Raw genomic sequence first — 22919 nt, 5'->3', positions numbered from 1 at the left:
AAATGAGGTAGGACATGAAGCCGGGCTATCACGAGATCTATACCCGCTATCGCGACAACATCACGCGCGGCGTGCTGAAGCCCGGCGACAAAGTGCCTGCTATTCGGGTTCTGGCCGAAGAGCTGAAAGTGGCGCGCAAAACCGTCGAAACGGCCTATGCCATCCTGACGGGCGAAGGGTATCTGGTGAGTCAGGGTGCGCGCGGCACGCGGGTCAACCCGGATTTACTGTTACCGGATAAAAATGCCCCTGCGGAACAGCCCACCGGTACGCTTCCGGAATCGCTTATCAGCCAGCGCGAACGGGCCGGTTTTCTGCGCCCGGGCATCCCCGCGCTCGACAGCTTCCCGTATAAAAAATGGCTGCTGCTGGCAGGCCAGGCAACGCGCGCCATGCGCCAGGAGGAGATGCTCAACCCGCCTGTCCTGGGCTGGTATCCACTGCGCCAGGCCATCGCCAGCTACCTCAACATCTCGCGCGGGCTCTCCTGCAGCGCCGAACAGGTGCTGATCACCAGCGGCTACAGCGGCAGCCTGCGCCTGATCCTCGACACCCTCGCCAGCCGCAGCGATAAGGTGGTGTTTGAAGATCCGGGCTACTTTATGGGCCAGCAGTTGCTCAAGCGGATCGTCCCGCGCCTGCACACGGTGCCGGTCGATCGCTGCGGCATCGATACAGAGTATCTACTTCGTCACCATCGCGATGCGCGTTTTGCCATTGTCACCCCGTCGCACCAGAGCCCACTGGCGGTGACGCTCTCCCTGCCGCGTAAACAGCAGCTTCTCGACTGGGCCAGCCAGAATGAAGCGTGGATTATCGAAGACGATTACGACGGCGAATTTCATTACACCCGCAAGGTACTGCCTTCGCTGAAAAGCCTCGACCAGCACGACCGGGTGATCTTTATGGGTACCTTCAGTAAAACCATTATGCCGTCACTGCGCATGGGTTATGTGGTGATGCCCGCCAGCACCGTCGGGGCGTTTACCGACTGCGCTGACATCACCACCAGCGGCCAGCCGGTGCTGACGCAAAAGATCCTCACCGCGTTTCTCAACGAAGGCCATTTTTTCCGTCACCTGAAAAAGATGCGCGCGCTATACCAGACCCGCCGCGACTGGATGATTGCCGCTCTGCGCGAGGTGTATGGCGATCTGTTTTTCACCGAGCAAAACGATGGCGGGATGCATATTGTGGCCTTTCTGGCGAAAGGCAGTTGCGACAGAGAAATCGCCCGTTGCTGGCAGGAACAGCAGTTGCAGGTGAATGCACTCTCGGAGTGGTATCGCGGGTCGGGTAAACGCTATGGGCTGGTGATGGGGTATAACAACGTGCGGACATATCAGGAGGCTATTGAGCTGCTGGAAAGGCCGAAACGGCAGACGCTTGCGCTGTTGAGCTGAACATTGCCGGGTAGCGGCTACGCCGTACCCGGCCAGGACGATCACACATCATGCCGCGACAACCCAACATCCCTGAGCTGCTCGTCGCTCATCTGACTCAGAATGCGGCGGGTACGGTTGATGCGGTACCAGTTGCGTAGCGTTTTCGCGATCCAGACAAACGCAATAAACGGACGTTTTGAACGATTCTCATAGAATTCCATGATGCTCTCCTCGCTGTGCCAGTGGGGATATCATCAGGGAAAACAGCATGCACAATACAGATTCAAAAACAGCTTTTGTTTAACATACAGATCCGCTAAAACAGTATCTGCATGCCGTTTTTTGCGGCAATCTGTACTGGTTTTACAATCTGTATGGTGAAAACAAAGGATACAGCATGACGCGCTACCAACATCTTGCCAACCTTCTGGCAGAACGCATTGAACAAGGGCTGTATCGCAGCGGGGAACGTTTACCGTCGGTACGTGCGCTGAGCCAGGAGCACGGCGTGAGTATCAGCACCATACAGCAGGCTTATCAGATCCTCGAAAATCTCCAGCTGATCACCCCCCAGCCGCGTTCCGGCTATTTTGTCTCACAACGTAAATCCCAGCCCCCCGTTCCGGCCATGACGCGCCCGGTGCAGCGGCCCGTGGACGTGACACAATGGGATGAGGTGATGATGCTGCTGGATGCCCGCGCCGACAAAGAGATGATCTCCTTCGGTGGCGGCTCACCGGACATTAACCAGCCCAGCCTGAAGCCTCTGTGGCGCGAAATGAGCCGTATCGCGCAACATAACCCGAGCGAAATGTTGAGCTATGACGTACTCGACGGCCGTCTTGAGCTGCGCGAGCAGATCGCCCGCCTGATGCTGGATGGCGGCTCGACCGTAGCGGCGAATGAGATTGTGATCACCAACGGCTGCCACGGCGCGCTGTCGATTGCTCTGCTCTCAGTCTGCAAGCCGGGTGATATCGTGGCAGTCGAGTCGCCGTCGTTTCACGGCACCATGCAGATGCTGCGCGGCTTTGACATCAAGGCGATTGAAATTCCCACCGATCCTGAAACCGGGATCAGCATTGAAGCGTTAGAACTGGCGCTGGAACAGTGGCCGATTAAAGCGGTGATCCTGGTGCCAAACTGCAATAACCCGCTGGGATTCATCATGCCGGAAGCGCGTAAAAAGCAGGTTTTGGCTCTGGCCCAGCGGCACGACATCGTGATTGTGGAAGATGATATCTACGGTGAGCTGGCGGCGGAATATCCGCGCCCGCGCACCATTCATTCGATGGATATTGATGGTCGCGTGATCCTCTGTAGCTCATTTACCAAAACCGTTGCGCCGGGTCTGCGCGTCGGCTGGATTGTCCCGGGACGCTATTACGACCGGGTGATGCACATGAAATACGCCGCAGGTGGCTTTAACGTGCCCGGCACCCAGATGGCGGTGGCGGCGTTTATTCGCGACGGCCATTATCATCGCCACGTGCGCCGTATGCGTCAGATTTATCAGCAGAATATGGAAACCTACACCTGCTGGGTACGGCAGTATTTTCCGGCAGGGATTTGCGTGACGCGACCGCAGGGAAGTTTCCTGCTGTGGGTTGAGCTACCAGAGAAAGTGGATATGGTGTGCGTCAGCAAACAACTGTGTCGGCTGAAGATCCAGGCGGCAGCCGGGTCGCTGTTTTCCGCCTCCGGGAAGTATCGCAACTGCCTGCGGATCAACGTGGCGCTACCCCCGACGGACAAAAATCGTGATGCACTGAAGAAGATGGGTGAGGCGATTGTGATTGCGATGGAGGAGGGCTAGTGCGGCCTGATGCCCTCACCCCGGCCCTCTCCCACAGGGAGAGGGAGAAAACCGTGCAGCACTACTCGTCGAAGTACCAGTATCCCTGGTTAATCAGCCCGGTGAGCTCGTCGACAAACGCCGGGTTTTTCAGCGCATCGCCCAGCTCGGCCTGACCAAGTTCGGTGTAGCGGCACAGCGCATCTGCGGCCTTCGTATCTACCGTTTCCAGCAGTTCGCTGTTGATAAAGAAGCTGCCGTTAATGTTCAGCACGCGCAGCCCGCTCAGGCGAGATAACCTTTCGCCACCCTGCAGCGCATCGAGCACCTCTGCTGTTGAGTACGGCGGTTCCGCAGCAGCAATATCCAGCTCGTGACGCGGCGTAGATACAAAGCTGCCGAACCACTTCGTAAAATCGTCAGGTTTGCTGATCATGTCGATCATCATCTGGCGAATACGATCGAGTTCATACTGCTCCACGCGGCCGGGGTGTTCGCGGCAGGTCAGATCCGGATCGCTGTAATGCTCTCCCCCCAGATCGTTTTCCAGCGCGTAATCGGCAAAACTGCTGATCAGATCGCGGCCATTTGGCCCACGGAAACCGACCGAGTAGTTCAGCGCGGTTTCATGGGTAAAACCGTCGTGCGGGAATCCTGGTGGAATGTAGAGGATATCGCCCGGAGCCAGATCTTCGTCGATGATCGGCTCAAACGGATCAACGTGCAGCAGCGCCGGATGCGGGCAGAACTGACGCATTGGCAGCTTGTCGCCCACGCGCCAGCGGCGGCTGCCCATCCCCTGAATGATAAACACATCGTACTGATCGATATGCGGGCCTACGCCACCACCCGGAACAGAGAAGGAGATCATCAGGTCGTCCAGACGCCAGTCTGGCAATACGCGAAACGGACGCACCAGCTCCGCCGCAGGCATATGCCAGTGGTTCACCGCCTGCGCCAGCAGCGACCAGCCGGTTTCACCCAGACCGTCAAAGTGCTCGAACGGACCATTGCTGGCCTGCCATTTACCGTTGAAATGGCTCACCAGACGGCTATCGACTTCCGGCTCCATCGCCAGGCCAGCCAGCTCATCCGGGGTAATCGGGTCAACAAAATTCGGGAAGGCATTTTTCAGCACAACGGGTTTTTTCTGCCAGTATTTTTCGAGAAATTCCGGCCAGTTCAGGTTCAGTTGATACGCCATGGGTAGCACCAGTGAGAGGGGAAACAGGCGCGATTATAGGGGAGACGGTGGAGGGGGAACTTGTCATGGGTCAAACGAGCTCGCGTAGGTCGGGTAAGGCGAAGCCACTACCCGACACATACACGATTTTAACGCTTAATCGAGCTTCAGCTCGTCATAATGGGTAATCAGTTTACCCACGATACCGTAATCCAGCGCTTCAGCCGGAGACATCCAGAAGTTACGGTCGGTGTCTTTTTTCACTTTTTCCAGCGGCTGGCCGGTGGCGTCAGCGATCAGCTTGTTCACGCGATCCAGCATGCGGATGATCTCACGCGCTTCGATTTCGATATCCGTCGCCTGACCACGTACGCCGCCCAGCGGCTGGTGGATCATGAAGCGGGTATTTGGCAGCGAGTAGCGGTGTTCTTTTTTCGCCGCCAGGAAGATGGTGATCCCGGCGCTCGCGACCCAGCCGGTGCCAATGATGTGCACGTCCGGACGGATAAATTTAATGAAGTCGTGGATGGTATCACCCGCTTCCACGTGGCCGCCCTGGCTGTTGATGTACAGTTTGATCGGATCGTTACTTACGCTTTGCAGCAGGATCATCTGGGTGATAACTTTCTGCGCCAGTTCCTGGTTGATCTCACCAGAGATGACAATCGAACGGGATTCCAGCAGTTTTTGCTGCAGTGCGCCTGCGCCGTTTGCCCCTTCTGCCTTATCCTTGTCACTTTCTTTCAGTGTGTAGTGCATTGTTATTTCCTCAGCTTATCGCGCTCAAAACCAGAGTGTAGCCTGTTTTACGGGTCAAAGTCCTCTGAGACAGACAGCGAGGGAGTTTATAAGATTGCAGCTACCGCACCGGGTTCCGAACGGCAACACAGATTGAGCTGGTCGGAGCAAACGATTAAAAGCGAAGCCTTTTGGGCTTCGCTTATCTGACCTACAAGGGTTGGTTTTGTAGTCCGGGTAAGGCACAGTCGCTACCCGGCGCTTTCGCAGATGCGTTCCGCTCCGCCAGCAGACGACAAATCTCCGCGTGTTTCTCCTCGGTAAAGGTAAAGCGCGACATAAAGCCAATACGGATCAGCGACCCTATCGCCGGCAGCAGACAAATCCCGAAGAACAGCCCAGACAGCACGCTCTCGCTCTGGATTTGCGCCTGCGGCACGTAGCCAATCATCGTCAGGAACACGCCGATTAACCCGCCGCCCACCGCCACAGACATCTTGCCGGTAAAGGTCTGCCCCGAGAAGGTGATCGCCGCGCAGCGCTTGTTAGTGTGGTACTCCGCGTACTCGATGGTGTCGGCAATCATCGACGAGGTGAGGATGTTAGTCATCATCACGAACAGCGTGCTCAGGCCGAGCAGAATGAACAGCATCGTCACCTGCTGATAGCCGACAAACCACATCACCACGCGCACCGCCACGTCCAGCCCGCAGAGGATCATAAACAGCTTCCGCTTCTGCATGCGCCGCGTCAGCATCGGGGCGACCAGGCACAGCACCGCCGCCACGATCCCCATCACGCCAATCGCCATTTGCAGGCTACCGTCGCCCAGGTTGTTGATAAAGAAGTAGATATAGAGACCGCCTGCCACGTTGTGGAACACGCAGAAGAAGAACGACAGCAGGACGATAAACAGCGGCTTGTTCTGGCGCAGGTTGTGGAAGGTATCACGCATCGTCACCTTTTCCGGGCTTGGCGGCACGCGCTCTTTGATCTGCATAAAGCCGTTGAGCATCAGCGGCAGCCCCACCAGCATCATCACCAGCGCTGCCATAAAGTAGCCTTTATCGTTGCTGTGCTGAGCAAAAAACGCCGCCAGTTTCGGGAAGAAGATGTTGGCGCAGGCAATCCCGGCGTTTACCCCCAGCATCGCCGCCGTTACCGCGCGGGTGCGCTGGGCGGAGTCGTTGGTCATCACCGATGACATCGACCAGAACGGGATATCAGAGATAGCGTACAGCGTTCCCCACAGGATGTAGGTCACCCCGGCGTAGAGGATTTTGGTGGTCATGTCCGCTTCGATTTTATAGAACGACAGCAGCGTGACGCCGGTGATCAGCAGCGGCGCAATCAGTAAAAAGTGGCGAAACTTGCCGAACCGGCTGTTAATGGTGTCCATAATGCTGGCAAACAGCGGATCGTGAACCGCGTCCCATGCGCGGGCAATCAGGAAAATGGTACTCGCCGCCAGCGCCGAGATCCCCAGCACGTCGGTGTAAAAATAGTTAATAAACGAACCCACTAAACCAAAGCTAAAACACTGACCTAAACCATAACCAAAATAAGACCACAACTCGCGAGACGGTATTTTCATTATCGTTGCCATAGTGCGTACCTGATTACCCGGCGACAGGCGCCGGGTCAATATGATTAGCCCTGCGCTTTCGGGGCGATCTGACGAAACTTCTGCATCAGCGCGATTTCACGGCGCGAGAACGGAATACCGTTCTCCTCGAACACGTCGTGGAACCACAGGCGGCAGTAGTCTGGGGACTCCTTCATCACCACCGGCCACGGCAGCCACGTCTGGGTTTTGCCGCGCACCAGCCCCCACTGATACGGCGCGACTTTCGCCATGTACATCAGCGGGAGTTGCTCTTCGATGGTGCTGCCCACGTGGCGCGCCAGCCATTCGGTGCAGAACAGTGGGCGCCCAAGCGCCTCCAACTGCTGGATAATCGCCGTCATCCGCCCGGTGTTGGTGTAGGCGTGGAAGCTCACCACGTCCGAGAGCGCCAGCGCGGTCTGGTCCAGCGGATGCTGGAAGAACGTCTCGCCCTCCTCTTCCGGCGGGACTCGCCACGCGCAGACTGTGAGCGGCTGGGTTGGGTCTTCTTCACGCACCCACTGGAACGCCAGCTTCATGAGCTCGTGGGCGCAGGTCTCCAGCTTCGCGTCGTACTGCACCTCCTGTGTACCCGTCGCGAAAATGCCACGGTTGCCCGGCTCGTTATAGAGATCCCACAGCAGCACGCGCCCGTCTTCACGAAACTGGCGAACAACGTCGCGGATATAGCGCTCAATCTGCGGCCAGCAGTCGCGATCGCACACTTTGTCACGTCCCGGGCTCGCCGCTGCCTGGCTGTTGTGCTTGCCCGGCACCGGTGGCTTTTGCGGGCCGAGATACGGCTCGTCGCCGGAGAAGCCGCAGTCGTCCATCAGGGTCAGCATGGTGCTGAACCCGTGACCGTCGGCAATCGTCAAAAATCGATCGATGCGCGCCATCAGCCCGTCGCGGTCATGCTCCCAGACGATAAACGGCAGGTTGATGCGCAGGGTGTTGTAACCCGCGTCCGCCGCCCAACCCAGTTCGCGGTCGATGGTTTCGGCATCGAAAGTCTCTTCCTGCCAGATATCAGTCCAGTTCACCGCCGTCGACGGCAGGTAGTTAAACCCGCACAGCCAGCCTTTTTGTTCATACCACGCCTGTGCCTGCTCCCTGCTCCACTGCTCTTTCATTACGCGTCCTCTTACTGATAATATTTAGCTAATAAATATTAGTTGCGGGATAAATGCGCAGTTTCTCGCACGAAGAAAAGCGATGCCCCTCACAAAGTTCGCGCTTCGATGAATGAGAAACGTGATCGACGGCGCTAAAGCGTGCGGTTAGGGTATGATGCGAAGTCGCGAAAGGGAGAGGACGGATGAAGCGAAAAACGAAAGTGACGATGAACGATATTGCGCGGGCGGCAGGGGTGTCGCAGGCGACGGTATCGCTGGTGCTTAACCAGTCCCGCAACATCAAGCTTAGCGACGACACCCGCCAGCGGGTCATTAATGTGGCTACTGAGCTCGGCTACGACCGCCTCCCCGCCGTACACGCCCCTCGCAACCAGGAAGAGATCGCCCTGCTGGTCAGCTCGCTGCAAAGCTTCGACCCGTTTATCGACGCCATCAGCCAGGCACGGGAAGCGGCGTGGCGCAACGAGACCCTGCTCACCGTCTACGACTACGGCGACGACATCGAGCTGGCGCTGAACATCATCCGCCAGCTGGAGAAGCGCAACTGCATCGGGATTATTCTTGCTTCCCCGGTCACCACGCTGGTGGACATGACGGCGTTCCAGGACTGCACCCGCATCCCGCTGGTGCTGCTCAACCAGCGCGACCCCGGCTCGCCGCTGCTGCCGTCGTTTATCCCGGACGACTACGCCAACGCTTTCCAGGTGACGAAACACCTCATCGCCTGCGGGGCCACGCGCATCGCCCATATCACCGGCGAGAGCTGGATGGAGGCCTCGCGCCAGCGTCTGGCGGGCTACCAGGCGGCGCTGCAGCAGGCCGGACTCGCGTGCGACGACGGCCTGGTGCGCCAGACCAACTGGCAGTTCAGCGAGTCCTTTACCGCGACGACCTCTCTGCTGGAACTGGCCGAGCGCCCGGACGCCATCTTCTGCGCCAGCGACTGGCTGGCGATTGGCTGCTACCAGGCGCTGGCGGTGAACGGCGTGCGCATCCCGCAGGACATGCTGCTGGCGGGCTACGACGACCAGAAGATCTCCGAGCAGCTCACCCCGCCGCTGACCAGTATCCAGCTGCCCTACAGCGAGCTGGGACGGCTGGCGATGGAGTACCTGTGCAATCAGGAAGATGCCGCCACGCACGTGACGCTGGCGGGCAGGCTGAAGGTGCGCGCCTCAAGCCTCGTCTGAGGTAAACACCATGCCCGCGTAGGGCTTCTCGCGACACGCCGCCAGCCGCGCGGCGAGGCTGCCCACGTGCAGCTCCAGCTTGTGCCCGTCCGGGTCGAGAAAATAGAACGATGCCCCCTCGCTTTTGTTCTGCTTCCAGACGGTGACGCCCGCCTGCTCGAGCCTTTGCGAGAACGGTTCAAAATCCTCCTCCGCCACGGTAAACGCGTAATGGGTATAGTCGCTCTCCTGCGGCGGAACATACTGGCGCGCCTCGTCGTACGACAGGCAGACCCACAGATCGCCGCAGGTGAGATAGGCCCCGGTATTCCAGCGGGCGTGCAGCGCAAGCCCCAGCAGCTCGTGCCAGAAGGTGACGCTTTTTTGCAGGTCGCTGACCGCGAGTGTCAGATGGTTGAGAGATTGCAGCATGACGTGCCCTTTTGTTTTTCGCGCCGGACGTGGTACGGTAAAGAGATGAACATAAACCACGCCGTGCTCACCGTAAACCGCTGGTGGCTGCCTTCTTAAAGGCGGCACGGAGTAGTTTTCCCCATTTTCAGATAGCCGCCGAAAGGCGGCTTTCACATTTCTAAGACCCCTTTCGGCAATTGCACATTAAGGAGTCTTTATGAACGCTCAAACCATCCTCACCGGCGACCGCCCAACCGGCCCGCTGCACCTCGGACACTTCGTCGGATCGCTGCGCCAGCGCGTGGCGCTGCAGCAGACACACAACCAGTTTGTGCTGATTGCCGACCTGCAGGGGCTGACCGACAACGGCAGCAACCCGCAGAAGATCCGCGACAACATCCCCGAAGTGCTGGCCGACTACCTCGCCGCCGGCATCGACCCGAACCTGACCACTATCTGCCTGCAGTCCGCCCTGCCCGCCCTCGCCGAGCTGACGATGCTGTATATGAACATCGTCACCGTCGCCCGCGTGGAGCGTAACCCGACGGTGAAAAACGAGATTGCGCAGAAGGGTTTCGTCCGCTCGCTGCCGGTCGGGTTTATGGCCTACCCCATCAGCCAGGCGGCGGACATCACCGCGTTTAAGGCCGAGTGCGTGCCCGTCGGCGACGACCAGCTGCCGATGATTGAGCAGACCAACGAGATTGTGCACAAGATGAACAGCCTGCTGCCCGCCCCTGTGCTGCGCCACTGCAAGGCAATGCTGAGCGATACCAGCCGCCTGCCCGGCATCGACGGCAGCGCCAAGATGTCTAAATCGCTGGGCAACACGCTGCACCTTTCGGCCAGCGAAGAGACGATCCACCGTGCGGTCAGCGCCATGTACACCGACCCAAACCACCTGAAGGTGAGCGACCCGGGGCAGATTGAAGGGAACGTGGTGTTTACTTACCTCGACGCGTTTCATCCGGACAAGGAGAAAGTGGCGGCGATGAAGGCACACTATCAGGCAGGCGGGCTGGGTGATCGGGCGTGCAAGAACGAGCTGGAGGGGTGCCTGCAGGAGCTGATTGCGCCGATGCGGGAGCGGAGGGCGATGTATATGCGTGACAGGGGCGAGCTGATGGCGATGCTGAAGCGCGGGACCGAACAGGCGCAGGGGGTGACGCAGGCGACGCTGAGGGAGGTGAAGGTGGGGCTGGGGGTGCCGGTGTTTTAAAATAACGTCATACAGCGTATGTATTCAAATAATACATGCGCTGCATAATATTATTTATCGGCAATCCAGCAAATATTACATTTATTATTAACAGGAACCATTACCATCCCTTCTTTAAAAGATGACCAATATCAATCTGGATATTTATTTCGGATTTTAGCCCGGCTTATTAACCACTTTATGTATATTCGCCTTACAGTCTAAAACCTAGCATTGCTGCATTTACTCTTCTGCCCCTACAAGGAATTGTCATGCAGCTTTATACCAATGAATTCACAGCTGAATTAAAAGCGGAAATAGATTGTTCGCCTTTTTCCGATGAAGAACTGGCCGCCATGCCTGAGGACGCGCGCGCCATTATTGCCGAACAGGAAGCCTTTCATCGACAACATCCCGTCACCGCCATCTGGCGGATCGCCACGGCTGGCAGCCAGACCCGACTGGGCGGCATGGTACTTCCCGTCGATCGTGAAGCCACAATACTCATGGACGATGGGAGTTACACCAGCGTGATCGTCGAAGGCGACTGTGTGGCCTATCCGGATGGAACGCTCGCCACGATTATGACCTCAGCTGGAGAAGCCTTTTCCTGGAGGCATCAGGGCGTTGCGCTGGTCGGCAGCTTGCTTGATAACGATGACGAGATTATCAGCACACCGCTCGGCAGTACTTATCTGGTCACCCGCGAAGGGATTCCACCTCAGGAGGATTTCTTAACCTGGCCCGGAGAATAGGCCATGGGCTACCGTTCAACGAACTACGGCCGCGGTCAGGCGCTGCACGGCGACAGAACGACCACCGGCGCAATATGTTGTAGCACCCTGCCCAACTGCACCGAGCACGGTCGCGGCGTTATCCGCGTTGGCGATAAAACTACGGCATGCCCTAAATGCGGCAAACAGGGCGTTGTTGCAGACGGCGAACCTCGCGTTAACTGGATGGGACAAACCTCAGCCGTCGATGGTTCTGTCGTCATTTGTGGCTGCCCGCACGGAACCAACCGCGTGATCGCCCCATCGGGAGAGTGGCTCGGCTCCAGCCCCTCTCCTGAACAGATCGCACAGGAAAAGCATCAGGCCATGCTCGCAGCACGCCGAAAAGAGCAAGAGGCCGAAGCGCAGCGACAAGCAGAAGAACGCGATCGCAACCGGGTCTTTGCGAAATCCTGCCTGCGCGGTGAAGGATGTAACGATGCAGGCACCGGAAGTGAGCCCCACACCAACTTCGCCGAGATGGCGTTTTACCAGGCCATACCCAACAATGCCCCACAACACGCCCAGGCGGCAAAGCGTAAGGCGCTCCCAAAACCCAAGCAACGCAGCGCGCTTTATCTCTGGTGGAATGGGCATCACGAGGAGATGGACTATCAGGCTGCCGTTGCAGCCGAAGAAAGGGCCTGGACAGCGCGGAACGCGATAGCCGATGCCAGCGAACTCGCACTCGTTGGCGGGCGCACCATCACTTCCGGCACATGGGCCGTGCGCGGCGCTGCACTTGGTGAGATAGCGACGGGAGGCCTTGGTGCACCTGTCGCAGGGCTGCTCATAGGGATGTATCCCGGCAAGCTGAACGACGGAGAGCAGGATTTTATCGACCGCATGCGCGCCGAGCAGATGCGGGAAGCCCCTACCCGCGTTCGCTTCACCTGGGAGAACGACGCCAGCGGTAACCCGACACCGCGCGGCTGGCATACGCCGCCGGGCAAAGACAGCGTGCGCGTTCGCAGGATGGAGTGGGATAGCCAACGCAAGGCATATACCTTTACTACCGAAGAAACCCCCGGTATCACCCTCATCTGGACACCGGACCGCACCGGAGAGAATAAGCCGTGGGATACGGGCAATCATAACCCGGTACGGATACCGAACCCGGTTGTGGTTGATCCGCTGCCTGAGGATACGGGGATTGGTGCGACTACCAGCCCGACACCGGAAGAGAAGACGTTTGCGGATTATATTCTGATTCTGCCGGTGGGCGGGGTGCCGCCGATTTATGTCTATATTAATTCAGATCACAAATACCATGCACCTCCTAAAGGAAATCCTCCTTTATCTGCATTTCCTGATGCTAAGAAAGCTCAAGCGAAAACACCAGTTAAAGGGGGAGGAAAACTGCGTACCCGTTGGAAGGATTCAAAAGGTAAAATTTACGAGTGGGACTCTCAGCACGGTACAGTTGAGGTCTATGATCGCTCAGGACGCAGTCACCTCGGTGAGTTTGATCCCACTACGGGTAAGCAAACTAAACCAGCAGACCCAACCAGAAAGGTAGAAAAATAATGATTGTTTACACAATTGATGCCTACAGTAAAACGGATGAAAATTTGCTTTTCGAAATCGAAATACCGCATCAAAACCTCAATGATCTATGCATGATTATGGGAATGAATGCAGAAGATAGAAGCGATTTTTCGCATGGTATTGGCGTCTATAATATCAATGAGCATCAGGCACATCTTTTAGAAAGCCTTCTTGGAAGAATATTTTATTCTGATGATTTAAACTTTCAGCTTTCTGGAGGGGAGATTTAACCTAACTTTAGAATCAATAATTTAAAAAAGAGGGCTACCGTGGGGTTGAAGATTAGATTGCAATGGTATGATTTGAGGACTGAACTAGGTGAAGGTACAGAATTTTCGAACGATTTCGGCGATAATGCGGAGATCATGACCATAGGTCTTCGTATACCGACTAAGAACAATGTGAATAATGGTTTTTTTGATGTTGAAGCCGAATGGATACCCGTTCTTCAACCCCACTTCGTACATAAAATAACCCCCACTATTTATGACTATCAGGTTTCTTTCGACTATAGGGATAATTGGTGAGAGACATTGCCCGATAATCGTATCGGGCATACTAAAAGATCTCATCTAAGATGAAAAAATGGATAAAATTGAAGATTACACAGAAAAACAATTTTTGGAATTTGTAAGAAAATTTTTTGATGTATCTGGTACCACTGAAGCTGAAGATATAAAAAACATCCTCGAATTCAAACGATTGACTGAGCACCCTGATGGTTCCGATCTTATTTACTATCCACGAGAAGATAGAGAAGACAGCCCCGAAGGCGTAGTTCAGGAAGTAAAGGAGTGGCGTAGGGAAATGGTAAATCCGGTTTCAAACCATAGCAGAGATAATCATGCTTTCTGGACCAGTACTCTACTTCGCACCTTATCGAATAGCGGGTGACTGTTAAGTTCCGGATAGCCAATTGAAACTAACGAGTACGGAATACTTTGTAAATGGAACCTACTCTCGCACAAGTTATTGAGGTCGTACGTGAGTCATCTGGGATACATCGTAAACCTATTGATAGCAACACCTGGATTGAGGCCGATTTGCATATTTGCGGTATGGATGGCGAAGACCTACTGGAAGACTGCGAAGAAGCTTTTGGCGTTCAGCTTGCCACAGAAGAAGATGGCTATATGAAAACGTTCTCTCTTGCTGAGAACGAGTATCTGTTTACGGGTGAGGGTATAGATTTTTTTGGCATCTGTAGATTTATGCGCTGGGTGCGTGGCATACCCGAACCTGTGATACGCGATTTAACCGTTGGCGAACTTCACGCTGTGCTGGTTAAGGCTGTGAAAGAGCAGGTTAAGCACGAGTGATTTCTGAAGATTACGGGCATGGGATAACATGCCCGTATCGTTTTATTGCTTCAAGAATTACATGAGGTGGGAGGCACGGTTACTCCGACATCGCCTGCCCTGTTCCACGCTTAACAGCCGGTATATCGCCTGTATCATTCAGCGCTCCCGGAAACGTCTTCAACCACTGCGCGACTTTCTGTTTATTTATATTCACCACGCTCATCCCTTCCAGACATCCCCATAATTCTCTTGTATGCTGCGGCGTAATCACAATGCAGTCTTTCATGGCGCGGATTTTCACGGGCATACCGTTGATAAAGCCCGCGCGGGTTAACCAGTCGCCACCCAGCAGAAGATATTTCATATCGATGCGCGCATACAGTTCGCAGCAGGCGGCACTGTCCTGCGGCGTTTCCGCGCGAGGGTGGACGGGCGCCGCGTTGGGCTGGTTGCCGTGAAGACGGCGGGCGCTGTTTTTGCGTATCAGCTCGCGGTTTTCAATCATGCCGGTGAAAGCGTCTGATTCTGTTTTGCAAACAGTAAACTCTGGCTTAAAATTCGTCGCAGCCATTTTCAACTCCTGTCTAGTTGGTTGTGGTTAGCGGTATGGGGGTGTTGCAGCACCTTCATATCGCGAATTCCTCGTTAAATTCTCTTTGATACTTCCTTTGCCATTCGGCGTAATTTCTGGTGCTCATTATACAGGGCTGAATATAAATACAGCGGTTTTGGGTGGAGTAAATTTGGAATTTGCGAAGGGGATTCAGGAAATAACGGTAGGTATTTTTTAAATCGAGGAACAACAACGCTTCGGCCTGAAAATCACTTCAACTCCCCCCCTTTTCCTCTCAGACCTCTCAAAAATTCATCAAACCTATAGATTAACGATTTACATCACCCTTATTTTGTTATGTGATCCTTTTACAGGCTTTAGTAACGCCCTGCCCAGCCAACCGTAACAGGACTTCATAGATGGAATTTTATCAGGCCGATCCGACGCTTGAGAACTACTGGCGTGGTGTGATCCTCTTTGGAAGGAACGTCGCATCTTACAAATTTGCGCTGGCGTCAGCGTTGTATGAAGTGGATAAGACGGGCAGCGATTTGATTAAGCTCGACCAGCTTGCTGTGCCGTTTAGCCGCTATCTTTGCGAGCACCTGAAGCATGCGCCAAAACAGATCACCTCTCGCAGCAGCCAATTCCTGGAAACCTGTCTGAAATTCAACAGAGGTGAAATCACCCACGCCCAACTCATTGAAGCGACGGTGCGCCTTGGCTTTAACAACGTAATCGATGCCTTTCACTACGTGAACCAGGGTGAGATCGATAAACGTTTTTTCCTCGATGAGCGCAAAACCCACAACGGGATCCGCCTGACGGATAACTTCTTTTTACTGGGCGAACGCCTGCAGTATAAAAACCTCGCCTTTGAAACCAATGCCCGCTGGAACCTGGTGGAACAGGCCTGGTCGATGGGGATTTCACGTAACCTCGTGGGCGTGGAGTTTGACGAAGATAATCAGCTGCTGTTCACGAGGGTGAACGCGCGTCGCGTAGACATCACCAGCTGTCGCCACAGTCTGAATGGATACCAGAAAGGACGATGCTTTTACTGCTTCAAACCCATCAGTCTGCTAACGGGAGACGCAGCTCTGGCGGACGTCGACCACTTTATTCCCTGGGCTGCCCGCAATGAAGTGAGCAATATTAACGGCGTATGGAACTTAGTGCTGGCCTGCCGGTGTTGTAACCGTGGCGTCGAAGGTAAATCTGCACGGATTCCCGACCTCAGGCTCCTGCAGCGGTTACACACCCGCAATGAGTATTTTATTCAGAGCAAACTGCCGTTACATGAGACGATTGTTCTACAGACAGGGCAACGTCCTGAAGCACGGAGAAGCTTTCTTCAGCGTAACTGGCAGGCTGCGCTGGACAAACTTATCCATACCTGGAAACCCAACGCGGAAGGCGAGGCAACGTTTTAATGACACTTCACTACTATCAGAACCACGCACAGGATTTCTTCGATGGCACGGTCAATGTCGATATGACCCCGCTATACGAGGCCTTTACCCAACGTCTGCCTCACGGCACACGGGTTCTGGATGCGGGCTGCGGTTCAGGCCGGGACGCAAAAGCCTTTCATGAGATGGGTTATCAGGTGGATGCTTTTGATGCCTCTTCCGCGATGGTGGAGCTGGCAAGGCAACATACCGGGTTACCCGTGCAGCTGATGACGTTTTCAGAGATCGACGGTAAAGAGCAGTACGATGGGATCTGGTGCTGTGCATCTTTGCTGCACGTTCCCTCTTCTGAGTTACCTGCGGTGATGCAAAAGCTTGCGGATGCGCTTAAGCCTGGCGGCGCCTGGTATGTGTCCTTTAAGTATGGCAACGGTGAGCGCGTGCAGGGTGAAAGACGGTTTACGGATCTGGATGAAGAGGGATTGCGGGAGTTGCTGAGGGCGGTTCCGGGGATAGAGATAGCTTCGCTGTGGGCGACTCAGGATAACCGCCCGGACAGGGATGAGACATGGCTGAATGGGGTATTACGAAAAAAAACCGCTTGAGCATCAGGCGGTGCTAATCGAAACGGAGTAAGTGAGTTCAGTAATTCATCACTTTAGTCAGCTCAACTTCACCCGTGGTGGCGTTGAAGTACAGATAGAAAATGTCCCCTTTTACCTGATCGGGTTTTGACCAGATTTCCGTTTCGCCCAAGCGACGTTTTATATTGACTGATATGCTAAAAAAGGAAGTGATAAAAGAAAAAATACTAAAATGTGGTCATCTATAATTGACCACATTTTTAAACGTATCTTACTCAGCATCTAAGCTTCGATCGATCAAATAATCATCCGCACCAATTTTTATAAGCTGAGTACGGACTGCACGACTAAATGGAGCATCAGCTCGAGTTTTCATTCTTAATTGTTCAATTTGACGTTCTATAGATCTCATTGGAGCATCATCGCCAAATTGCTCTAATTCTAGAGCAGACTGCTGAATGATTTCAAATAACTCTTTTGCATCCTTCATAACCTCGAACCGAGCCTCTCTCATCTTCTCCAAGTTAAGGCCATAAAAGATTGCGGATGACCTAACTCTTAACGCTGGTATTCCAACACAAAGCTGGCTTGGCTTAAACCTACCATTATCATCATAGTCTATATAAATCAGGTCAGTTTTGAGGACAGGGTCCAATAAAACGACCATTTCATTCTCAATACATCGATTATCCCATGAAGCTTTAGGGCTTCCTTGCAGTAATGGAAACCAACTACCTTTGCCGTGAGTTTCCCCTTTATCGTCAGTATTCAGTCGATTACAGTTTTGTGCAGAAAGCCGGAAGTTGTCCCAATCAAATGCAAGCCACGAATATCCGTCAGCATCGACGGTCTCTTCGGTTCTTCTTGCTTCAGCTTTAGGTCTGAAATGATCAACATCAAAATTTGCACCTGCATCCTTCGCCTCTGAATACCAACACTTTCCATAAGACATTTTTGCCAGATATTTTGAAAACCCTCTCCAAATATATGACTTTTTCTTAATGAATTCTTTTCTTTTTTCAGGTGATAATTTCTCAAGATCGCTTTGTGCTCGCAGGGCAACATCCAAAACCTTCTTGGGAATAAGAGCTGCATCACGTCTAATGAAAATCATGATTCATCCTTCTTAGTTAGGATTACCTCAATTACTTTTTTCATCGCTAAGCGACGTTGAGCCGCCTTATCTGGTGTTAACAGAGGTTTGTCCGAATACCGTAAATCCTGCCAAGCCAAAAGAAAATCACTATATAGAGGGTCTCTATTTTCAAACGAAAAGCCTAATCTATTCAAATGGTCATTAATTAGGTCAAGTTGATTGTTCTCATCCTCTGAACGATTTTCTATGTGGGCAAGTTCGTTTCTCTGATCCAGTAAGCTTTGTGTTTCTAGGTCTAATGTAGTGTTGAGACCGAAAATCTCAGTAAGCGTTGCCATAAAACCGGCACCACGGGGATCAATATAGGGCTCTTGTGAGTGGACTTTATAATCATCATCACGCCACATAACCTGTACTTGTTGTTTTTTTAGCTCTGCGATTGCAAGTGGATGATGCGTTACCATTAGCAAATGACTAGTTTCATGATTAGGTACGAACTCACGCAAAAACTTAAGGTATTTCACAGCCCAAGAAGGATTGAGGTGGGTATCGGGTTCATCCAGTAGGAATAATGAATCCTTACCACCAGTAAATTTGAGTAAGCCCAATACGGTAAGTAATTGTTGTTCGCCTTCACTTAATTCACGAAAGGTGAGTGGCTCTTCACTGCTGGATACCTTAACCCGAATGCTGACTTCAGAAATAATTTCAGACAACAGTGTGCTCTCAAGCATTTTAAACAGTTCATCAGCGCTGAGGTCCTTGGCGAAATCGCGTAAAGCATATTGGTCAGGTAAGAAAAGATGGAAAAATTCATTACGAATATTGCTTCCAGTTAAGGAAGTGTCTTCCTGTCGGGTAATTTTCACCGGTGATAATGTGTATTTAATCAGCTCATCTAAAAAACGGCGCACCACGCCACGAGCCCCCCAAAATAATTCTCCCTTTTCCTTAGCCCAACCGGGCTGGCGCATCACAAAGTGAATGCTATCCAAACCGTCGATACCTAAATGCTCACGTAAAAATGCTTTTTCTTTGCTGTCTTGGTCTGATAAGAAAAAAGCCAGCAATACAAATTGACTATGATGAGGTTTGGCGTAGAAAAGTGGCCGAATATCCCCCTTCAGATCTAGTTCATTTTTTAACAAGCTTCGATAAAAATCTGTTCTATGTTTTCTAAAATATCTTTCCAGCCTATCACTAGGCCCAGAATAATAAGCGAACACATATTTAGGAAGATAAGGCGCAGCCCCTTCTTTATCACGTTTAACCTTAGAAAAAGGTATCGTTATCCCTTGTGGTTTATCAGCGAACATATCCGCAGGTGTTTCACCACTTAATAAGTCTCGAACACAAACTTCATATTGCTTCGCCAGAGTGCCACGAGTTGGGTCGGCATCGATGATTACCTCCAACCACCGGTCACTGGGTTGGTCTATACTGTGCGGCTCACCCAGTCTATAAACCAACTCATAAGAAAACGGTGGTGCCTCCCCTAAATCTAGATTGCGAAATATGGAAACCAAGGCTTCTAAAACATTGGATTTTCCCGAGCCATTACGGCCAACAATTACCGTCATTAGATGGTCTTGATCAAAGTCCACCGTCACGTTCTCGAGATTTTTAAAACGCGAGCGAATGTGCAGTTTATCGACTTTCATAAGCCTACCTTAGAATTTGACGTTATTCATTAGAGCCCACCTCTGCCAAGGAAAACCAATCCTGACCATCTTCACTACGCTCCAGTTTCACAATAGACTTTTCGACTATAAGCGCTTGACGAATATCGAGAAAGAACTTTTCTAGATCGTCTGTATTGCTATCGCCAGGATAGCCTGCAGCAACTAACAATTGTTGGCCACTAAGGGGTTCACCTGCTTGTGTCAAGGCTTCGACCACTTTGATGATTTGTTTGCTCATGCGTTTACCTGTCTTTTTTTTTATGGCGGAGCGCTTTGGTTTAGGAAGTCTTTTTATAGCTTCCCGCTCGTCCTTAATTTTTTTCAGCAAAGCAGCCGCGCTATTTTCACCGGTAATAAGCTCAGGATTTTCTGCTCGCCATTGCGAAGACAATTCACCACGAAATGCTTTTGCCAATATTGACTGAGTAAGATTGTTGACGCGCGTCAAAGCATTATTGACCTGTTTTTCAATGGTATCAACATAGACAAAGAGCTGTTCGACACGACGAACGATTTCTTGTTGTTCAGAGAGTGGAGGAAAGGGAATAGCTAAGCTACGTATATCATCGAGTCCAAGACCAGCCTTAGTTGCTCCTTTTTTAAAGAATTGAATTTGCTTCACACCTATATTTTGCGATGCAATACATAAAGCAAAATATTCTGAGTCAATATTTTTGGTTGGCCTTACCAAGGCAAGATGTTGATTTATGTAAGCTTCACCTAGGTCTTTATCTATTCTCGCAACTCGCCCAACATCAGCAGTAAGAGATATGATTAGATCATCAACTTTTACATGTGAACGCTTACCTTCTACACTGCCTGGCAGGTTAACAAATTGCAAATCATCCAGATCCAATTTAGTTGTATTATAGCGTACATTACTCATCCGAAGAAAAAGAGCCCCCTCAGTAGAGTAATAATCCGCCCAACCTCTTGAACCACTAGTGATATATTCGATCAAATGAGCAGAGGGGATTATCTGCCATGAACTAGGTATTTCAGGAACTGATGATTTTGCTTGTTCAAAGAGTCCATTATTAGGCTTATACTTACTTACTGAAATATTATTTATATCTATATTGCAATGTTTATTCCGCCACGCTTCTGTTAAATGACCACTCACAGCTGCAGCCATCAGGGCCTGACGAAAACGTTTAAGGATTTGTGGGATTTGCTCAAGACGTGCTTTGGTGCTGTCTACCTGCGCCAGCAGCGTATCAAGTTTTTCGGCGATTATTATTTGTTCAACAAGTGGAGGTATTGGTACTATAAGAGTAGATAATTTTTGGGCATTCACATTTTGGACGGCATTTCCTGCCGACATTGAGGAAAGCTGATTCCAATAGTTTCCAGACTCTAAAAAACGCTTAAGGTAGAGCTCTGAAAAAAAATCAGATGGTTTAAAACGAATAAGATAGGAAGCGAACACTGCATTACTTGGTGGATTCTTCAATAAGGAACTAAAACCTATTGACCCAGCCCGAGATATAACAATATCCCTATCATGTAATTGATATTTTGATACATCATCAGGGATATCTAAACAATACGGTACATTAGACCAATTGACAGCCCCCTTTGTAATATCGGTAGTTCTTAAATATTTTATTTCCCCTGAAGCACTGGACTTAGTTGTATACCCATATTGCGGCTTACTACATATTTCAGAAAGCTGGCTTTCAACCCACCCCTCCGGCAATTTCCCTGCACTCATTCCTTCACCTCTCCAAATGCTTCGTTCAGCAACTGGCGCTGAGCATCCGCCACATCGTCCGCCCCCAGTTCACGCATCAACGCATCCAGCTCACCCAACGCCTGTACCAGCTCGCTCATAGCTTCTGCCGCTAATACATCCGGCTCCGGCAGATTGTCGGCGTCGATGCTGTCTTTGTCCTTCAGCCATGAGATATCCAGCGAATCAGACTTGGCAGTACGGATCCACTCGCGGCTGAATTTACGCCAGCGGCTGGTGGCCTGGTGCTGGTCGATATTTTTGTTCTCTTCATTATCAGCAACTTCAGCCTCTTCGGCGTTAAAGCTCCACTCGCCTTCAGGGCGCGGGCTAAGGCCGTGTGGATCCACGCCGTAGACAGTTTCAAAGGGCTGCAAATGCTGCTCGGTGAATGGTGTGCGCTTGCCAAAGCTTGGCATATTGGTACGCAGGTCATATACCCAGACATCGTCAGTGCAGTTCTTATCCTGGTTAGGATTTGCCACCGTGCCTTTAGTAAAGAACAGCACATTGGTTTTTACACCCTGGGCATAAAAGATGCCGGTCGGCAGACGCAGAATGGTATGTAGATGACACTTGTCCATCAGGTCGCGACGGATATCAGTTCCCTTCCCACCTTCGAACAACACATTATCAGGTACAACTACTGCGGCACGACCACCAGGCCGCAGCGTCTCGATAATGTGCTGCATAAAGCACAGCTGTTTGTTGCTGGTTGGGTGAACAAAGGTACGGGTAATGTTAGTACCTGCGGCACTGCCGAACGGTGGGTTGGTCATCACCACATGAGCCTGCGGCAGGTTTTCACCGTCGCTACCCAGCGTGTTACCAAGGCGGATGGCACCACCGTGATCAAGGTTGCCTTCAATATCGTGTAACAGGCAGTTCATCAATGCCAGACGACGGGTACCTGGTACCAATTCTAGGCCGATAAAAGCGCGATGGATCTGGAAATCCTGAGTGTCACCGTCAAGATCATCCAGATCGTTAGTTTGTGATTTTATGTAGCGGTCGGCTTCAATCAAAAAACCTGCCGTACCCGCCGCCGGATCCTGGACAATTTCACGCGGCTGTGGCTTCAGCAGATGAACGATAGTTTTAATCAATGGACGTGGGGTGAAATACTGGCCTGCGCCGGATTTGGTTTCGTTGGCATTTTTCTGCAACAGCCCTTCGTACATATCGCCGAAGTCATCGCGAGATTTACCATCAGTTCCGTTGTACCAGTCGAGCGAGTCCATGTTGCTGACCAGCTCAGTCAACTGTTTTGGCTGAGTGATGGTGGTATTAACGTTCTGGAAAACCGCTTGCACGAGCTTCTGTTCATCCGTCCCCAAATGCACCAACAGGTTACGGTAGAACTGTAATTGCTCTTGCCCGATACGCGATTTCAAGTCATCCCAGCGGTAGCCTTCCGGCAGGTAGTCCGCTTCCTGGCCGGTCTCTTTACACATTTTCAAAAACAGCAGCGAGGCGAGTTCATTGACGTAGTTTTGATAGGAGACGCCGCCGTCGCGCAGGTTGTCGCACAGTTTCCACAGCTTGGCGACCAGATCGTTATTGTTCATCGAAGATCCCATGTAAAACAGCGGCCCTTATCGGGGCCGCAGAAGA

General features: G+C 52.4%; 22 protein-coding genes and 1 pseudogene. 12 read left to right on the top strand and 11 right to left on the bottom strand.

Annotated features, from left to right (window positions below; genetic code table 11):
• Positions 1–14 precede the first annotated feature (14 nt).
• A complete protein-coding gene (gene pdxR / locus WB237_RS14030; RefSeq protein ID WP_336213961.1) occupies positions 15–1403 on the top strand; it encodes a MocR-like pyridoxine biosynthesis transcription factor PdxR in 1389 nt (462 codons plus the stop codon).
• 41 nt (positions 1404–1444) lie between these two features.
• On the opposite strand, the gene WB237_RS14025 is transcribed toward pdxR, so the two are convergent.
• Positions 1445–1606: a DUF1127 domain-containing protein gene (locus tag WB237_RS14025; protein ID WP_336213960.1), complete on the bottom strand. Its 162-nt coding sequence runs from the start codon at positions 1604–1606 to the stop codon at positions 1445–1447.
• A 176-nt stretch (positions 1607–1782) separates the two neighbouring features.
• Between WB237_RS14025 and WB237_RS14020 the strand changes: the two genes are divergently transcribed.
• Positions 1783–3201 (top strand): aminotransferase-like domain-containing protein, encoded by a 1419-nt coding sequence (locus WB237_RS14020; RefSeq protein WP_049004983.1) that lies wholly within the window; start codon positions 1783–1785, stop codon positions 3199–3201.
• A 61-nt stretch (positions 3202–3262) separates the two neighbouring features.
• Here WB237_RS14020 and WB237_RS14015 read toward each other — a convergent pair whose 3' ends face one another.
• From WB237_RS14015 to WB237_RS14000, 4 genes are all read right to left on the bottom strand, one after another.
• Positions 3263–4384: a ribosomal protein uL16 3-hydroxylase gene (locus tag WB237_RS14015; RefSeq protein WP_336213957.1), complete on the bottom strand. Its 1122-nt coding sequence runs from the start codon at positions 4382–4384 to the stop codon at positions 3263–3265.
• 135 nt (positions 4385–4519) lie between these two features.
• A complete protein-coding gene (locus WB237_RS14010; RefSeq protein WP_128348620.1) occupies positions 4520–5122 on the bottom strand; it encodes an ATP-dependent Clp protease proteolytic subunit in 603 nt (200 codons plus the stop codon).
• A gap of 190 nt (positions 5123–5312) precedes the next feature.
• Positions 5313–6707, bottom strand: coding sequence for an MFS transporter (locus WB237_RS14005; protein WP_336213954.1), 1395 nt, complete (start codon positions 6705–6707; stop codon positions 5313–5315).
• Between the two features lie 44 nt (positions 6708–6751).
• Positions 6752–7840, bottom strand: a complete 1089-nt coding sequence (locus WB237_RS14000) for a cellulase family glycosylhydrolase (protein WP_336213952.1) — start codon at positions 7838–7840, stop codon at positions 6752–6754.
• 185 nt (positions 7841–8025) lie between these two features.
• Here WB237_RS14000 and WB237_RS13995 point away from each other — a divergent pair, with 185 nt between their 5' ends.
• Positions 8026–9033: a LacI family DNA-binding transcriptional regulator gene (locus WB237_RS13995; protein WP_336213950.1), complete on the top strand. Its 1008-nt coding sequence runs from the start codon at positions 8026–8028 to the stop codon at positions 9031–9033.
• Here WB237_RS13995 and fosA read toward each other — a convergent pair.
• Positions 9019–9444, bottom strand: a complete 426-nt coding sequence (gene fosA / locus WB237_RS13990; protein WP_023303023.1) for a FosA/FosA2 family fosfomycin resistance glutathione transferase — start codon at positions 9442–9444, stop codon at positions 9019–9021. The two genes, WB237_RS13995 and fosA, sit on opposite strands and share 15 nt — an antisense overlap.
• A 199-nt stretch (positions 9445–9643) precedes the next feature.
• Here fosA and trpS point away from each other — a divergent pair, with 199 nt between their 5' ends.
• The 7 genes and pseudogenes from trpS to WB237_RS13955 all read left to right on the top strand — a co-directional run bounded on the left by trpS (position 9644) and on the right by WB237_RS13955 (position 14264).
• On the top strand, positions 9644–10645 hold the full coding sequence (trpS, locus tag WB237_RS13985) for a tryptophan--tRNA ligase (RefSeq protein WP_336213948.1): 1002 nt from the start codon (positions 9644–9646) through the stop codon (positions 10643–10645).
• 251 nt (positions 10646–10896) lie between these two features.
• Positions 10897–11379: a hypothetical protein gene (locus tag WB237_RS13980; RefSeq protein WP_336213947.1), complete on the top strand. Its 483-nt coding sequence runs from the start codon at positions 10897–10899 to the stop codon at positions 11377–11379.
• A gap of 3 nt (positions 11380–11382) precedes the next feature.
• Positions 11383–12924, top strand: coding sequence for a colicin E3/pyocin S6 family cytotoxin (locus tag WB237_RS13975; protein WP_336213946.1), 1542 nt, complete (start codon positions 11383–11385; stop codon positions 12922–12924).
• A complete protein-coding gene (locus WB237_RS13970; protein ID WP_336213945.1) occupies positions 12924–13175 on the top strand; it encodes a DUF7683 domain-containing protein in 252 nt (83 codons plus the stop codon). The genes WB237_RS13975 and WB237_RS13970 overlap by 1 nt, the downstream gene beginning before the upstream one ends.
• Before the next feature lie 39 nt (positions 13176–13214).
• Positions 13215–13472, top strand: coding sequence for a colicin E3-like toxin immunity protein (locus WB237_RS13965; RefSeq protein ID WP_336213944.1), 258 nt, complete (start codon positions 13215–13217; stop codon positions 13470–13472).
• A gap of 58 nt (positions 13473–13530) precedes the next feature.
• A pseudogene (locus WB237_RS13960) lies at positions 13531–13778 on the top strand (bacteriocin immunity protein).
• 114 nt (positions 13779–13892) lie between these two features.
• The gene (locus WB237_RS13955) at positions 13893–14264 is read left to right on the top strand and encodes a hypothetical protein (RefSeq protein ID WP_213802444.1); all 372 of its coding nucleotides are present in this window, start codon (positions 13893–13895) and stop codon (positions 14262–14264) included.
• A 79-nt stretch (positions 14265–14343) separates the two neighbouring features.
• Here the strand turns inward: WB237_RS13955 and WB237_RS13950 are convergent, their stop codons facing one another.
• Positions 14344–14817, bottom strand: a complete 474-nt coding sequence (locus WB237_RS13950; protein ID WP_336213939.1) for a SymE family type I addiction module toxin — start codon at positions 14815–14817, stop codon at positions 14344–14346.
• Positions 14818–15218: 401 nt separating this feature from the next.
• On the opposite strand from WB237_RS13950, the gene WB237_RS13945 reads away from it, so the two are divergent.
• Positions 15219–16232: an HNH endonuclease gene (locus WB237_RS13945; protein WP_336213937.1), complete on the top strand. Its 1014-nt coding sequence runs from the start codon at positions 15219–15221 to the stop codon at positions 16230–16232.
• Positions 16232–16816 carry a class I SAM-dependent methyltransferase gene (locus WB237_RS13940; RefSeq protein WP_336213935.1) on the top strand — a complete coding sequence of 195 codons (585 nt, stop codon included), beginning with the start codon at positions 16232–16234 and terminating at the stop codon, positions 16814–16816. The genes WB237_RS13945 and WB237_RS13940 overlap by 1 nt, the downstream gene beginning before the upstream one ends.
• 250 nt (positions 16817–17066) lie before the next feature.
• On the opposite strand, the gene WB237_RS13935 is transcribed toward WB237_RS13940, so the two are convergent.
• The 4 genes from WB237_RS13935 to WB237_RS13920 are packed head-to-tail and all read right to left on the bottom strand — an operon-like array spanning position 17067 to position 22873.
• Entirely contained in the window at positions 17067–17909 is an 843-nt protein-coding gene (locus WB237_RS13935; protein WP_336213932.1) for an HNH endonuclease, read from the bottom strand.
• Positions 17906–19552, bottom strand: coding sequence for an AAA family ATPase (locus WB237_RS13930; protein WP_336213930.1), 1647 nt, complete (start codon positions 19550–19552; stop codon positions 17906–17908). Before WB237_RS13930 ends, WB237_RS13935 begins: the two co-directional genes overlap by 4 nt.
• A gap of 22 nt (positions 19553–19574) precedes the next feature.
• On the bottom strand, positions 19575–21287 hold the full coding sequence (locus WB237_RS13925; RefSeq protein WP_336213928.1) for a restriction endonuclease subunit S: 1713 nt from the start codon (positions 21285–21287) through the stop codon (positions 19575–19577).
• Positions 21284–22873 carry an N-6 DNA methylase gene (locus WB237_RS13920; protein WP_336213926.1) on the bottom strand — a complete coding sequence of 530 codons (1590 nt, stop codon included), beginning with the start codon at positions 22871–22873 and terminating at the stop codon, positions 21284–21286. Before WB237_RS13920 ends, WB237_RS13925 begins: the two co-directional genes overlap by 4 nt.
• Positions 22874–22919: the final 46 nt, after the last annotated feature.

Source organism: Enterobacter sp. P82 (assembly GCF_037053385.1).
Classification (GTDB): Bacteria; Pseudomonadota; Gammaproteobacteria; order Enterobacterales; family Enterobacteriaceae; genus Enterobacter.
Note: the sequence above shows the minus strand (reverse complement) of the source record. Positions and strands in the feature narration are given on the sequence as shown.